The sequence below is a fragment of the Ruegeria sp. CF5 genome (genome assembly GCF_056537325.1).
Map to the genome: position 1 here is coordinate 380,642 of NZ_JBQFRI010000003.1, position 15,143 is coordinate 395,784.

General features: G+C 56.9%; 12 protein-coding genes. 9 read left to right on the forward strand and 3 right to left on the reverse strand.

The annotated features are described in order from the left end of the window. Nucleotides 1–65 precede the first annotated feature (65 nt). The 5 genes from ACR0NW_RS11115 to ACR0NW_RS11135 all read left to right on the forward strand — a co-directional run bounded on the left by ACR0NW_RS11115 (nucleotide 66) and on the right by ACR0NW_RS11135 (nucleotide 5,573). Nucleotides 66–1,622, forward strand: coding sequence for an ABC transporter substrate-binding protein (locus ACR0NW_RS11115; RefSeq protein WP_170656808.1), 1,557 nt, complete (start codon nucleotides 66–68; stop codon nucleotides 1,620–1,622). Nucleotides 1,623–1,681: 59 nt separating this feature from the next. Beyond that, nucleotides 1,682–2,656, forward strand: coding sequence for an ABC transporter permease (locus ACR0NW_RS11120; RefSeq protein WP_480791814.1), 975 nt, complete (start codon nucleotides 1,682–1,684; stop codon nucleotides 2,654–2,656). A gap of 90 nt (nucleotides 2,657–2,746) precedes the next feature. Next, complete coding sequence (locus ACR0NW_RS11125; protein WP_480791815.1) at nucleotides 2,747–3,622, forward strand: ABC transporter permease; 876 nt, start codon at nucleotides 2,747–2,749, stop codon at nucleotides 3,620–3,622. Then, nucleotides 3,619–4,593: an ABC transporter ATP-binding protein gene (locus ACR0NW_RS11130; protein ID WP_480791816.1), complete on the forward strand. Its 975-nt coding sequence runs from the start codon at nucleotides 3,619–3,621 to the stop codon at nucleotides 4,591–4,593. The genes ACR0NW_RS11125 and ACR0NW_RS11130 overlap by 4 nt, the downstream gene beginning before the upstream one ends. Continuing rightward, complete coding sequence (locus ACR0NW_RS11135; protein WP_480791817.1) at nucleotides 4,590–5,573, forward strand: ABC transporter ATP-binding protein; 984 nt, start codon at nucleotides 4,590–4,592, stop codon at nucleotides 5,571–5,573. The genes ACR0NW_RS11130 and ACR0NW_RS11135 overlap by 4 nt, the downstream gene beginning before the upstream one ends. Before the next feature lie 46 nt (nucleotides 5,574–5,619). On the opposite strand, the gene ACR0NW_RS11140 is transcribed toward ACR0NW_RS11135, so the two are convergent. The 3 genes from ACR0NW_RS11140 to ACR0NW_RS11150 are packed head-to-tail and all read right to left on the reverse strand — an operon-like array spanning nucleotide 5,620 to nucleotide 8,635. Further along, nucleotides 5,620–6,765 carry an ABC transporter permease gene (locus tag ACR0NW_RS11140; protein ID WP_170656818.1) on the reverse strand — a complete coding sequence of 382 codons (1,146 nt, stop codon included), beginning with the start codon at nucleotides 6,763–6,765 and terminating at the stop codon, nucleotides 5,620–5,622. After that, nucleotides 6,762–7,685, reverse strand: coding sequence for an ABC transporter ATP-binding protein (locus tag ACR0NW_RS11145; RefSeq protein ID WP_480791818.1), 924 nt, complete (start codon nucleotides 7,683–7,685; stop codon nucleotides 6,762–6,764). The genes ACR0NW_RS11140 and ACR0NW_RS11145 overlap by 4 nt, the downstream gene beginning before the upstream one ends. Continuing rightward, nucleotides 7,682–8,635: an HlyD family secretion protein gene (locus ACR0NW_RS11150; RefSeq protein ID WP_480791819.1), complete on the reverse strand. Its 954-nt coding sequence runs from the start codon at nucleotides 8,633–8,635 to the stop codon at nucleotides 7,682–7,684. The genes ACR0NW_RS11145 and ACR0NW_RS11150 overlap by 4 nt, the downstream gene beginning before the upstream one ends. A 249-nt stretch (nucleotides 8,636–8,884) precedes the next feature. Here ACR0NW_RS11150 and ACR0NW_RS11155 point away from each other — a divergent pair, with 249 nt between their 5' ends. From ACR0NW_RS11155 to ACR0NW_RS11170, 4 genes are all read left to right on the forward strand, one after another. Further along, on the forward strand, nucleotides 8,885–10,006 hold the full coding sequence (locus tag ACR0NW_RS11155) for an efflux RND transporter periplasmic adaptor subunit (RefSeq protein WP_480791820.1): 1,122 nt from the start codon (nucleotides 8,885–8,887) through the stop codon (nucleotides 10,004–10,006). Nucleotides 10,007–10,009: 3 nt separating this feature from the next. Then, entirely contained in the window at nucleotides 10,010–13,060 is a 3,051-nt protein-coding gene (locus ACR0NW_RS11160; protein WP_480791821.1) for an efflux RND transporter permease subunit, read from the forward strand. Between the two features lie 216 nt (nucleotides 13,061–13,276). Next, nucleotides 13,277–13,822 carry a Crp/Fnr family transcriptional regulator gene (locus tag ACR0NW_RS11165; protein ID WP_480791822.1) on the forward strand — a complete coding sequence of 182 codons (546 nt, stop codon included), beginning with the start codon at nucleotides 13,277–13,279 and terminating at the stop codon, nucleotides 13,820–13,822. Nucleotides 13,823–14,271: 449 nt separating this feature from the next. Then, on the forward strand, nucleotides 14,272–15,129 hold the full coding sequence (locus ACR0NW_RS11170; protein WP_480791823.1) for a MipA/OmpV family protein: 858 nt from the start codon (nucleotides 14,272–14,274) through the stop codon (nucleotides 15,127–15,129). The last annotated feature ends 14 nt before the right edge of the window (nucleotides 15,130–15,143 follow it).

The window sequence follows — 15,143 nt, forward strand, 5'->3', positions numbered from 1 at the left end:
CTAGAACATTGTTCCTCGCTAACCTCATTTTAATTAGGTCAAAGAGCCGTATGGGAGGTAAATATATGAACTGGATGACACGCCTGATGGGCGCGGTGAGCGTAGCTGCATTAACACTGCCGGCGGCCCCGGCCTTTGCCGAAGGGGGATCGCTGGTGATTGCCTCGTCACAGGTGCCGCGCCACTTGAACGGTGCGGTGCAGTCTGGAATTGCTACGGCTTTGCCATCTACCCAGATTTTTGCGTCTCCGCTGCGCTATGACGAAAACTGGGAGCCGCAGCCCTATCTGGCTGAAAGCTGGGATGTCAGCGAGGATGGGCTGAGCGTCACGCTGAATCTGGTACAGAACGCAACCTTCCATGATGGTGAGCCGGTAACGTCCGAGGACGTGGCGTTCTCGATCATGACGATTAAGGAAAATCATCCATTCAAATCCATGTTCGCCCCCGTCGAATCTGTCGAAACCCCGGACGAGCACACAGCTGTCATCAAGCTGAGCCAACCTCATCCCGCGCTTCTTCTGGCGCTGTCCCCGGCACTTGCACCGGTTATTCCCAAGCATGTCTACGGTGACGGGCAGGATGTGAAATCGCACCCGGCAAACTCGGCGCCCGTCGGGTCAGGACCCTTCATGCTGGACGAATTCGTCGCGGGTGAAACGGTTGTGCTGAAGAAAAACCCGAACTTCTTCATGGACGGTCGCCCCAAGCTGGATGAGATTATCGTCCGCATCATCAAGGACCCTTCGGCCCTGCTGATCGCCATGGAAAACGGCGAAGCGGATATCTATCCGTTCATGGGAACGAGCACCGAGATCAAACGTCTTGGCGATGCCGAGCATCTTGAGTTGACGACTGACGGGTATGCGGCCATTGGCCCGATCAACTGGCTGGCCTTCAACACCGGATCTGAAAAACTCAAGGATGTGCGGGTACGTCAGGCAATTGCCTATGCCGTCGATCGCGATTTCATCACCAAAGCCCTTCATCGTGGTGTATCCACCCCGCAGCGGGGGCCGATCATCGAAGGATCGCCGTTCTTTGATGATACGATTCCAACCTATGATGTCGATCTGGACAAGGCCAAGGCACTGATGGCCGAAGCGGGCTATGCCGATGGCATGTCACTGACCATCGACTATATTCCGGGACCGAAAGAACAGCAGCAGTCGATGGCTGAGTACATGAAGTCCCAGCTCAAAAAGATCGGCATCGAACTTGAAGTACGTGCGGCGCCGGATTTCCCGACCTGGGCGGGACGAGTAGGCGGGCACGACTTTGATCTGACCATGGATATTGTGTTCAACTGGGGCGATCCGGTCATCGGTGTACACCGGACATACCTGTGCTCGAACATCAAACCCGGTGTGATCTGGTCGAACACGCAGCAGTATTGCAACGAGAAGGTGGACGAGGTTCTGAATGCTGCGGCGGTCGAGGCCGACCCGGACAAGCGCAAGGAACTGTATGGCGAATTCCAGCAGATGGTTGCAGCCGATTTGCCAATCTACTGGATCAACGCGCTGCCGTATCACACAGCCTATGACAAGAAGATTCAGAACGCGCCCGTTGGCATCTGGGGTGCCGCGCACCCGCTGGATACGGTCGAGTGGTCTGAATAACCTGTCAATCTGACAACAGGGGCGAAGCGGCTGCGCTTTGCCCCTAACCCCGAGGCACCATGGACGGAACCTACCTGATAAGACGCTTGTTCTATGGCCTCCTGCTGATGCTGGGGGTCGTTGTCCTGAACTTCCTGTTGATCCGTCTGGCACCGGGTGATCCGGCGGTCGTTATCGCGGGCGAGATGGGCGGAGCAACGGAAGAGATGCTTGAAAGCATCCGTGAGGAGTATGGGCTGAACAAACCCGTGCTGGCCCAGTTGGGTATCTACATAGCTAACGTTGCCCGGTTCGATCTGGGCGAAAGTTTCTTTTTCAATCAGCCGGTAACGACTCTGATCGGGCAGCGGATCGGACCGACGATCCTGCTGGTGATTACTGCACAGATCATGTCGATCATCATTGGCGTGTTTTTTGGTGTGATTGCGGCGCGTAAACCGAACGGTGTCATGAGCGCGTTTGTCTCAGTCTTTGCCACGATCGGCTATGCGGTGCCGGTGTTCTGGACCGGGATCATGCTGATCATCCTTTTCGCAAGCGTTCTGCCGATCTTTCCGGTCGAGGGGATGCTGTCGGTCCGTGTGCGTGATGCCTCGATTTTCGTGAAAACGCTGGACTTGTTGCATCATCTGGTGCTGCCCGCCTTTACGCTGGCCATTATCTATCTGGCACAATACGCGCGGCTGTCGCGCGCATCGATGCTTGAGGTTCTGGGGTCGGATTATATCCGGACGGCGCGGGCCAAAGGGGCCTCAGAACGCACGGTTCTGTTCAAGCATGCGCTCAGGAATGCGGCGCTGCCGATCCTGACGGTGGCGGGTTTGCAGTTTGGCAACCTGATCTCCGGCGCGCTGCTGGTCGAGACGGTGTTCAACTGGCCGGGTATGGGCCGGCTGGCGTTCGACAGCATTCTGCGCCGCGACTATCCGACGATCATGGGGGTTCTGTTCTTTGCATCCTTCATGGTGGTGATCGCCAACATCCTGACGGATCTGAGCTATAGGCTGGCGGATCCGAGATTGAGGGGAAGGTGATGGGTCAGCAAGGGCAGGGGGCTCTGTCCCCTCTTGGCCAACGGCCAATTCACCCCCGAAGTATTTTCGGCCAGATGAAGGAGAACCCTTTTGTCTGAGGTTCAGATCACAGATTACAAGGCCGAAAGCCCTGCGCGTGAAGCCTGGCGCATGTTCCGGCGCAATGTTCCCGCCTTAGTCGGTGTCGCGATGCTATCAGCGATCGTTCTGGCGACGCTCTATGGCACGCTGTTCTATACCGGTGATCCGTTCGAAATCGTGTGGGCACCGCATGAACCACCTGGCGCCACGCCGGAATTCCCGCTGGGTACGGATTATCTTGGGCGTAACATCGTCGCTGGCATGCTGACCGGTGGCGGCCCGACCTTGTCGGTCGGGTTAGCGGCGGCAGCAATTACGATGTTCATCGGAATTTCGCTTGGTGCGCTAGCCGGTTACTATGGCGGATGGGTCGACAACCTGTTGATGCGAGTGACCGAGTTTTTTCAGGTTTTGCCTGCACTACTTTTTGCGATGGTGCTGGTGACGCTTTTTTCACCGTCCCTGTTCACGATTGCCATGGCAATTGGCGTTGTCAGCTGGCCGCAGACGGCGCGCCTGACGCGAGCTGAGTTCCTCAAGATCAAGGAACTGGAATACGTGACGGCGGCGCGTGCCATCGGGGCGCGCAACAAGCGGATCATCTGGAAAGTGATCCTGCCAAACGCCATGCCCCCGTTGATCGTTTCGGCAACGCTGACGATCGGGGTTGCGATCCTGTTCGAGGCGGGTCTGTCCTTTCTTGGGCTCGGCGACCCCAACGTGATGAGCTGGGGCCTGATGATCGGCGCAAACCGGGAATACATTCTGGATGCCTGGTGGCCGGTGACATTTCCGGGGCTCGCCATCTTTTTCACTGTATTTGCTGTCTCGTTGATCGGCGATGGCCTGAATGATGCTTTCAATCCGAAGCTGAGGGAAAGATGACCGCGCTGCTGGAGATCGAAGACCTGCGTGTGACGTTCAACACGCGCTACGGAGAAGTGACCGCACTGGACTCCGTGTCGATGCATGTGAATGAGGGCGAGACGCTGGGGGTTGTGGGTGAATCCGGCTGTGGGAAATCCATAACGGCCCTGTCGGTCATGGGACTGATCCCCTCACCGCCGGGAAAGATTGCCGGGGGCTCGATCCGGTTGGCCGGTGAGGAACTGGTCGGGGCAAACCCTGCGCGTCTGCGTGCATTGCGGGGGGGCGATACGGCAATGATTTTTCAGGAGCCGATGACATCGCTGAACCCAGTCTTTACCGTCGGCAACCAAATTGCCGAAGCCATCATGCTGCATCAGAACGTTAGTGCCGATCAGGCCATGAAAGATGCAATCGGGTTGCTGGATCGTGTCGGTATCCCAAGCCCAGATGCGCGGGCAAAGGACTATCCCCATCAGTTGTCAGGAGGTATGCGTCAGCGCGTGATGATCGCCATGGCAGTCAGTTGCCGCCCCAAGGTTCTGATCGCGGATGAGCCGACAACGGCACTGGACGTTACCGTACAGGCACAGATATTCGACCTTCTGAATGAGATTCAGCGCGATTTCGGCGCGGCAATCATTCTGATCACGCATGACATGGGTGCGATTAGTGAAATGGCAGACCGCGTGGCAGTCATGTATGCCGGGCGCGTGATCGAGGAAGCCAGCGCCGACGATGTGCTGGATTTCCCTCAGCACCCTTATGCACGCGGGCTGATCGAGTGCATTCCGGCCCTTGGCCGCGACGATCACAGACTGGCCGAAATTCCGGGCGTTGTGCCACCTCTGCACATGCTGGGGCAGGGCTGTGCCTTTGCCGACCGATGCGCGTATCGGCAGGATCGCTGTGATCGGGAAAAGCCGGCCTTGGGGGATTACGGGCATCATCCTGTTGCCTGCCATGGAATCGAGGAGGCGCGGATATGAGTGTCCTGATGGACGTGCGCGACCTGACGGTCCGATTTGCGCTGCCCAAACCATCATTTTTTGCCGAGCGTCCGCATCTGGAAGCGGTGCGCAAGGTATCATTTCAGCTTGAGGCCGGTAAGGCGTTGGGGATTGTCGGCGAAAGCGGTTCGGGCAAGACAACAACTGCCATGGCGGCGATCCGACTGACCCGGGCTGCGGGCGGGCAGGTTCTTTTTGAAGGTGAGGACCTGCTGGAGCTGGATGACGAGCAAATGCGTCAGCGCCGGCGCGATGTGCAGTTGATTTTTCAGGACCCATATTCGTCGCTCAATCCGCGTGCCCGGGTGGTGGATATCGTCCGTGAACCGATGGATCTGATGGAGATCGGAACTCCGGAGGAACGGCTGAATCGGGTACGGGAGCTGTTTACTCTGGTGGGTCTGCGCCCTGATCAGCTGAACCTGTTTCCGCATCAGTTTTCGGGTGGTCAGCGGCAGCGTATTTCAATAGCACGGGCGTTGACGACCAATCCGAAACTGTTGGTTTGTGACGAACCCGTATCGGCGTTGGATGTGGCCATTCAGGCGCAGATTTTGAACCTGTTGGCTGATCTGAAAGAGAAATTCGGCCTGTCTTACCTGTTTATCTCGCACGATCTAGGTGTGGTGCGTCATGTGTGCGACGACGTTGCCGTGATGTATCTGGGCAAAATCGTTGAAAGCGGCCCGACGCAAACCTTGTTCGAAGCACCGCAACACCCCTATACGCAGGCCCTGTTGTCGGCGGCACCTTCGCTAGCACGACGCAAGTCGCGTGGCTATGTGCGACCGTTGAAAGTGTCCGGTGACCCGCCAAGCCCGATCAATCCTCCAGCGGGCTGCGCCTTTGCTGATCGCTGTCCCCGTGCTCAGCAGATGTGCCGAGAAGTTGCTCCGGTGCTGGAGGCAACAGGGCACACTTTGGCTGCCTGCCATTTCCCGGGGCCTGTTGAAAACTGACCTTCCGGGCGTTGGCCCTGAGGCCGAGCCGCTGATCGAAAACAGTTCAGTCGAGCCGCTTGTTGAATCGCAGCGTCGCCAGGATCAGCCCGGCGACAGTGAAACAACTGAGCCAGAAGATTTCTGTGCCAATCTCGGAAAAATTCGCATCGCGCAGAACAATACCCCGGATCACCCGGTTGAAATGGGTGACCGGCAAAAGGTCGGACAGCCATTGCGCCGGGCGTGGCATTCCTTCGTAGGGGAACATGAATCCGGACAAAAGGATTGAGGGCAAAAGGACAAAGAATGTCATCTGCATGGCCTGCAGTTGATTGGACGCAATCGTTGATATCACCAGCCCCAGGCTGAGGCTTGCCACGATGAACAACAGCGCGCCCATCATCAAAAGTCCAAGCGAGCCGTTGATCGGTATGTTGAAGATCAGGCGACCCAGACCGAGGATCAGGCCGACCTGAATCAGGCCGATGGCCATATAGGGAATAATCTTGCCCAGCATCAGCTCAAACGGGCGGACGGGCGTGTTGATGAGCATCTCCATATTGCCGCGTTCGGTCTCGCGCACGATGGCGAGCGAGGTGAACAGGATCATCGTCATCGTCAGGATGATGCCGACAAGGCCCGGTACGATATTAACCTCACTGCGCTGTTCCGGATTGTAATACAGCGCAACCTCGAACGTGGGCACGCCTGTATTTGCGGGTTGCCGGAACAGTTCGGCCAGCGGCATGTTCCGCAATGATTTCAGCGCGCTTCCAATGGCCGTGTCCGATCCGTCAACAACCCATTGCGCAATTGGGCGCGAGGTTTGTTCATCCGTCGATCTGGGTGGGGCCATGCCAACTGCAGCGCTTCGGGACAGGCGTTTCGGAAGGTCCTTGGGAATGAAGAAAACCGCCCGAACGCGCGAGGCCACCATGGCGCTTTCCGCGTCTTCGAAGTTGGTATGGGATTCCTTGAAATCGACGATCTGCGTTGCCTCGACCATCTGGATCAGGGTCCGGCTGAGCCCGGTCTGGCTCTGATCGACGACAGCCGCCGGTATATGGCGCAGGTTGGTTTCGATTGCATAGCCGAACAATAAAAGCTGAACCAGCGGGATCATGACGATCATGGCAAAAGTAATGCGGTCACGTCTGAGCTGCAGGATTTCCTTCCACAGGATGGCGCGAATGCGTCCGGGCGAAATCATGGGCGACCCCGCGTGGCAAAGACAAAGACGTCCTCAAGGTTGGGTCCGGCGCGTTCGGCCTGCGCTCCTTCGGCAAGTGCGCCGGACTGTTGAATGTAATCGACCGGATTGGCGACGCTTTTGTCCACAAGCACCCTCAGCCGCGTTCCGATCTGCGCTGCAGACAGGATATCGGGTATGGCTTCGAGCTGGCGTTTTGCCTCGCGCAGCCCGTCACCGGAAATCTGAACGACGTTGACGCCCAGTGTTTCCATCAACTCAAAAGGTGACCCATCGGCGCATTTCACGCCCGTGTCGATGATCGCTATGCGGTGGCACCGCTCGGCCTCGTCCATGAAATGCGTCGTCACCACGATGCTTGCCCCCGCATCAACCAGATCAAACAGCTTTTCCCAGAACGCGCGCCGGGATTCCGGATCAACGGCCGAGGTCGGTTCGTCCAGAAACAGCAGTTTGGGTTTGTGCAGCACCGCAGCGGCCAGCGCCAGACGCTGTTTCTGCCCACCACTCATCGAGCCCGCGAACTGCTTTGATTGCGCGGTCAGATCATACTCGGTCAGCAACTCATCCACCCGGTTCCGGGCGTCGGCGCGCGACAGGCCATAGATCTGCGCCGTGAACTGCAGGTTTTCCTTCACCGTCATGTCACGGTAATGCGAAAAAATCTGGGTCATGTACCCGATTTTGCGTTTCAGAGGCTCGGACTTTCCCGGCAGACGCGTTCCCAGAACCTCGACCTCACCTTGGCTGGGGGTCAGCAGACCGGTCAGCATACGCATCGCGGTTGTCTTGCCCGATCCGTTCGGCCCCAGAAAGCCGTAAATCGTGCCGGACGGGATCGTCAGGTCAAGCCCGTTCACGGCAATCTTGTCGCCGAACCGCCGGGTCAGGCCGCGCGCCGTGACGACCGCATCGGTCATGGCAGATCGGCCTGCACCGGGATGCCGACCGGCAGGGTTCTCGCGGACTCGGGCAGGGCGATTTCAGCCATATACATCAACCGCGAGCGTTCGTCCTGATTCAAGGCGTAATAGGGCGTAAAGGCCGGGTCCGAGCTGATCCAGCGAACCACCCCGTCAAAGGGGTCGTCGAGGCCATCGACATGCACGGTCAAGCTGTCACCCTCTTTCAGGTGAACGCGATAGGGTTCAGGAACATAGACCCGTGCAAGCATAACATCTGATGCCAACAACACCGCGACAGGGCTGCCCTGCGCCACGCGTTCACCCAGATTCCATGGAAGACTGTCCAGCCACCCATCGCGCGAGGCGGTGATGACAAGATTGTCCAGCAGGCGCTGTTCCGCCTCTAGCTTGGCCTGTGCCGCCTCAACCTCGGCCTGAGCGATCTGGATATCTTCGGGCCGGGTGCCGTTTTCAAGTTCCAGCAGAATTTCGCGCGCTCGGGACAAGGTCGCCTGCGCGCTGTCCCGCTGGGCCAAATCTCGTTCAAGGCGGGCTTCGGTGACCGTTCCGCTCTGCAACAGGGTCAGGTTTCTTTTGTAAATGCTTTCCGCGTTCGTCAGATTGGCACGAGCGCCTTCGACATCCGCGCGGGCGACTGCGATCTCTTCGTCGCGTGCGCCAGCCTCAAGTTTCGACAGGTTCGCCTGCGCCTTGGCCAATTCTGCTTTGGCCAGCGCCACATCGGCGGCCTGCACCCGGTCGTCAAGCCGTGCCAGCACGGTTCCGACTTTTACGGCAGAACCTTCTTCCACGGGCAATTCCGTGATGATTTCCGAAGCGGTCGCTGTAAGGGCAACTCTTTCCCGGCTGGTGACGCCAAGGGCGACGCCCCTGTTACGATCTGAGCAAGAGTCAAACAGGGCCATCGGAACCAAAAGGAGGAATGGAAGAACGGAAAAGCTCATTCACCTAAATCCCTAGTTTCTATGGATATTTAATGCGCTGACTGAAATTTTGTCCAGTTGAAATAGTCGCGCAGTTCAGGATTCTATTTTCACGTCACCCGGTTCTAAATCCCAAAGAAGTGACATTTTTTGTTGAATTGCAGAAGATCCGCAAACTCTAAACATATGTTAATGAAACAGTTCAGCGAGCCCCGTATTTACCCGCAATCTGGCCACTTGGCCATCGACGCGAGTATCCGGAGTCCGGCAATGAAGCGATCCCTTTTTATCATTTCCACTCTTGCCGTTGCGGCGCTTGCGGGATGCCGAGAGGACGAACAATCGTCCACAAACCAACCCATCCGCCCGATCAAAACGCATCTGGTAGAGCTAAGCCCGATCTCGGAAATCCGCACCTTTCCAAGTGTTCTGGAACCTTCTGAGCTGACCAATCTGTCGTTCGAAATCGGTGGCACATTGGACGAGCTTGACCTTGCCGTCGGGCAGCAAGTGAAAAAGGGCGAGCTTATTTCCAGCCTCAACCCTGCGTCGCTGGAGATCCAGTTGCAGGATGCACAGGCCGGGGTGCGGCAGGCCGAAGCCGAACACAACAACGCTGTCCGGACTTTGAAACGCAACCGCACTCTGCTGTCACGCGGTGCAATTACACAGGTCGCCGTGGACGAGGCGGAAACGCAAGAACTGGCCACCATGGCGCAATTGGATCAGGCCCGTCAGGCCGTTGCGTCCGCCAAGGACAACCTAGTAAAGGCAAGTATCATCGCTCCTTACGATGGGGTTGTGAATTCCGTCGATGCGACGTCCTTTGTAACGGTCTCGGCGGGCACACCCATCGCGTCCATCTACGAAGATGGAAAATTCGAAGTAAGCATCTCCGCCGGATATGCTGTCGCCGCAAAGCTGGATGTTGGCTATCCGGCAAAGATACGCCTTGCGGACCGTCCTGACCTTGTTCTGGATGCAACCGTCAAGGAACTGGGCCAGCGCGCTGATCTGGTATCCTCGTTTCCCGTCTATCTTTCCGTAGACGATGAGCAGAACGAAATTCGCGCGGGCATGGCGGCTGAGGTCGTGCTGGAGATTCCGTTGACGCAGCCCGAAGGGTTTCTTGTTCCGCTGTCGTCCATCGCGACCAATCAGGGCGGGTTCGAAATTGACGACACCGGGTTCTCGGAAGAGCTGTTCGTGTTTGTCTATGACCCCGAGTCTGAGACGGTCCAACAGAGGCGGGTTTCCACCGTAACCTCCAAGGGCGATCTGGTCGTCGTCACCGAAGGGCTGGAACCGGGTGACCAGATTGCCTCGGCCGGTGTGTCCTTTCTGAAAGACGGTCAGCGGGTTCGTCTTCTGACCATTGAGGATGAGAGCTAGGCCATGGATTTCCTGACCCGCTTTGGCCTTGAAAAATCAAGGCTCACCGTTCTTGTTGCCGTTGGCCTGCTGCTGTTGGGCATGATCAGCTATGTGCAGATGCCCAAGCGCGAAGACCCGGCCGTCACGATCCGAACGGCCATCGTCGAAGCCAGCTTTCCGGGTATGTCACCCGAACGGGTCGAGGACCTGATTGCCAAACCACTGGAGCGTGTCGCGCGCGAGATTGGTGAGATTGAAGATATTGAAACCTGGATCACCAACGGCAGGGCCGAGCTTTCGGTCACGTTGTATGCCTCGGTTCCTGGCAGCGATCTGAACGCGGTGTTTCAGGACATCCGCAACAAGATGATCGAAGCAACGGATCAGCTGCCTGACGGCACTCTGGGGCCGTTCATCAATACCGATTTCGGTGACGTCGCCATCGCAACAATCGCGGTCACTGGTGAGGGCTTTGACTATGCCGAATTGTGGGACGCCGCCGATGTGCTGCGCGACGATCTTTATTCGCTGAACGGGATCACCAAAGTCACGATCATGGGACGTCAGGAAGAACGTATCTGGCTGGAGTTGGATACGGGCAAGCTGGCGTCGGTCGGCTTGACGGTTACTCAGGCACTTGAAGATCTGAAAGCCCAGAACATCATCACCTCGGCCGGGACATTCGCCGTTGGTGGCGTCGATATCGCGCTTGAAGTAAATGGCGACCTCAAGTCGGTCGACGAAGTTGCCCAGCTTTTGACCCAGATACCCGGGCAGGACAATTTTGTCCGATTGCAGGATCTTTTGACCGTCAAGCGCGGGTATGCGGACCCTCCGGAAGCGCCCATTTTCTACAACGGCAAACCAGCACTGATCGTGGCTGTCGAAATGGCCGATGATCGCGACGTTCAGAAAATCGGTGCGATGCTGAAAGAGGCCGTGCCCAAGTTCGAGCAGAAACACCCCGTCGGCATCAGTTTCGAATTCTCGACCTTTCAGGAAGATGTCGTCACGCAGGCGATCAACGGGGCGTTGGCGAATGTCGGTCAGACATTTGCGGTGGTATTCCTTGTCATCTTCCTGTTTCTGGGCTTCAGACCAGCAGTTGTCATCGCCAGTATCGTGCCCTTCGCTGTCATGTTCTCGCTGACTATTATGGTGCGCTGGGGAGTCGATCTTGAACAGATCTCAATCGCCGCAGTCATTATTTCGCTGGGTCTACTTGTCGATAACGGCCTTGTTGTGGTCGAAGAGATTCAGAAACAGCTCAACCTCGGCAAATCGCCGAAAGAGGCCGCCCAACACGCCGGCGGTCAGTTTTTTGTGCCGCTTGCGGTCGCGTCGATCACCACGGTCTCGGCCTTTATTCCGATGCTGATCCTTGAGGGAACCGAAGGCGAGTTCGCCTTTTCCCTTGGTGCGGTTGTCGGCTTCATGCTGGCGGGCTCGTGGCTGACCGCGCATTACATCCTGCCCTTCCTGGCCTCGCTTGTGCTGCGGCCAACCAAAAAGGCCGAGCATGAAGGCTGGCTTGTCCGCTTCTACGGCTGGCTATGCCGTCGTACCCTGCGGTTTGGCATTCTGGTGATGTTTGTAGCCTATGGTCTGGTCGCTTTGTCCGTGACCGTGTTCGGTCTGGTTCGGGTCGAACTGTTCCCGCTGTCGGAGCGGTCGGAATACCTCATCTATCTCGAAATGCCGCGCGGCAGTTCCATCGAGGCCACAATCGAAGAGGCCCGCTCGGTCGAAGCCTGGCTTAACCAAAGTGATATCAACCCCGAAGTTTCCAACACAACCGTCTATGCTGGCAGCGGCGGGCCGCGGTTCTATATCGGTCTGGATCCGGCCGAGGCTGATCCATCGAACGCCTTCATCGTTGTCAACACGGCCGGACCGGACGTGGTTGCCGCTGCGACCGAACGGGCGCGAAACTATCTGACGAAAAACCGCCCGGCAGCCCGCTATCGCGTCACACGACTGTCCATGGGTGAGGGTGAGCCGGGCATTGTCGAATACAAACTGCGCGGTCCTGACGCCGAGATCCTACTGGCAAAGGCTGAAGAGATCGAAGCAGCCTTTGCCACGGTACCCGGAATTTCGACCAACGAGAATGATTGGGGAAACAAGGTTGTCCGTCTGAGAATGAACGTCTCGCAGGATAAGGCTCGTATTCACGGGGTCTCATCCGAGGACATCGCGCAAACCATGAACACCTATTTCTCGGGCGCTGTGCAATCGACATTCCGCGAGGCAACGGACCCCTTCCCGATTGTTTTACGGGCGGCGGACAATTTTGGCGATTTGCTGGACGATCTGCGGAACCTCACGATCATGACCGACAATGGCGCCATCCCGTTGGATCAGATCGCCTGGATTGAACCGCATTTCGACTATGCCCAGATCCGTCGGGAAAATCAGGTGCGGCAAGTGACGGTTTCCGGCAAAAGCCTGACCATGACCGCGACCGAGGTGCAGGCACATATGGCCCTGTATCTGGCGGAACTGGACCTTCCCGCAGGGTACGAACTGTCGGTTGGTGGTGAATCCGAGACCAGTGACGAAGTGAACGAGCTGTTGCTGAACGGAATGCCACCCGCGCTGATGCTGATGATGGTCGCCCTGATGTTCCAGTTCAACTCGGTCCTCCGTGTGGGTCTGACCTTCATGACCATTCCTTTGGTCATCATCGGGGCACCCCTTGCCCTTATTATCGCTGGTCGTCCTTTGTCGTTCTTCGCAGTTCTGGGGATGATCTCGCTGGCCGGTATCATTATCAACAATGCCATCGTTCTGATCGACCAGATTGACATCGAGCGGAAAGACAAACCACTGGACGACGCGATTGTCGTTGCTGCAAAGAAACGTGTCACGCCCGTTTTGCTAACCTCACTGACAACTGTTCTGGGACTTGTGCCGATGGCCGTTATCGGTGGAGTATTGTTCGAACCGATGGCGACATTGATGATTGGCGGGCTATTGCTGGCCTCTCCGATCACATTGATTTTCGTACCTGCGCTTTATCGGTCCATGTTCAGGCTAGGCAAACAAGCCGAAACCTTGGCCTCTGCCTGAAATCGGCGCAGACCTTATCCAAAGCGGGCATCAGCCTGTCCATGGTTAATGTCTTTGGCGACAAATATGGGCTTTGAAGCCGTGGGTTCGCCGGAAGACTTAACGAATATCATGGCGATGCGCCTTATCCCGTGATATCGAATTGATCTCGCGACGTGTGCTGGTTCTGTGCACTCGGGTTCAGGGGTTGATGTGTCATGCTGGAGCCATTTTGAAATGACCGTGGAAATTCCCCAAGATATCCTGCACTGGATCAAGTCCAACAGCACGCGGGTCGAGCTAAAACGAAAGGCCGCGCTGGTCGATGAGGGTGAAGTCAGCAAATACGTTCACCTGGTCGAAAGCGGATGCTTGCGGTTTTGGTACAATGATGACGGCAGGGACGTGACTCTTCAGTTCTTTCAGAAGGGTGCGGCCGTGGGGCCGCTCGAATGCCTGTTTTGGAACAAGCCAAGCGAATTCAATCTTGAAGCTGTGGTGGCATCAACCGTCTGGAAGGCCAAAAAGGAAATTATCCTTCCGGCGCTGCAAACCTCACCCAGGCTGAACCAGCTTGTTATCGATTCCTTGCTTAAGCGATTGGCATCGTATCAGCAGATGTTCCTGCGTACGATCAAGAACAATCCGCAGGAACGCTTTCTGGAACTTATCTCATCCGATCCCGAGCTTTGGGAAACCGTTCCACAACACTACATTGCGTCCTACCTGGGCATTACACCCGTTTCGTTGAGCAGAATTCGCAAAAAAGTTCTTTCTTCTTAACATATGATATCGCGAATGATCTTCCGGATTGGCTAAGCACTTAGTCAATGACAATCCCAAGAGGCGGCGATGACCCTGCAGGCACCTTTCCAATGACTTCATCGGCAGTCGCCACAACCTGTCCGTTTGGGCCGATTGTGGTGTACGGCCCTTAGCCACCGTCGGAATTGTTCCTGCTGACAACCGACGGCGAGCAACCAACAAAACGAAACAATTGAGGTGGCGCGGACCTGTTCCGGCGCGTCGGCGGCGTTTGCCCCGCTGACGTACGCTTTTCTCATGTCTGAACCTTTCCGGGTCACAGCGGTCAGGCATCGATGTCTGTCGATTGTCTCCATGCGCCCGGAGGGGATCAAGACGCGTTCGTCGTGGGTGTTGGTTGGAACAGCAATGCGCCCGAGGCCATGGCGGCCCGGGCCACCAAACAAAAGAAAAGAAGAGAGACGAACATGACTTCCACCCCCATCTACTACCGCACCGCCGCCTGTATTTGCGTGGCGTTATCAAGTTTCGCCAGTGACGTTCAGGCACAGGATTTCGGAGGTTTCGGTGAGCAGGACAAAACCGGAAACTGGGACGTATTCGTCGGCGCCGGTGTCAGTATTGCACCCGAATTCGAGGGATCGGACGAGTACGAGACCACATTTGTTCCCGGTTTCCAGGCGGTGTGGCGTGACCGCGTATTGATTACCCCCGAAGGCCTTGGTGCGTTCGTAATCCGGCAAGACTCCTTAAGGGTTTCGGCGGCCATTGGATATGGTGGTGGCCGCAAGGAAGACGACAGCGTTTATCTGCGCGGATTAGGAGATATCGAGGAAGGCGCCGTATTGTCGTTGGGCGCCCAGTATGATCTTGGCCGCCGCCTGACCGCAACTGCGGACGTACGGACCTTTCTGGATGGATCAAAGGGCACCGTGATCAGCGTTGGTCTGCAAACCCAGGTTCCATTCGGTGTGGTTCGTGGCGCGCTGTTACCAACCGGCGCACCCTATGACGAGGTTGCCGACCGTCAGGGTCTGGCATTCATTGGGGGTATTTCGCTGGATTGGGCCGACGACAATTACAACCAGAGCTACTTTGGTGTTGACGCGATGCAGTCCGCTGCATCGGGGTACCAGCAATACGACGCCGAAGGTGGGTTGAAGTCCGTCAAGGTCGAAGTTGGTTTCACTCAGCCATTGGGCAAGAACTGGGGCCTGACCGGCATCGCCGCCTACTCCAAACTGCTGGGTGATGCCGCAGACAGCCCGATTGTGCAGGATACCGACAGCCTGTCCGCAACCCTCGCTATCGGCTACAAGTTCTGAACAGCTTGCGCAGT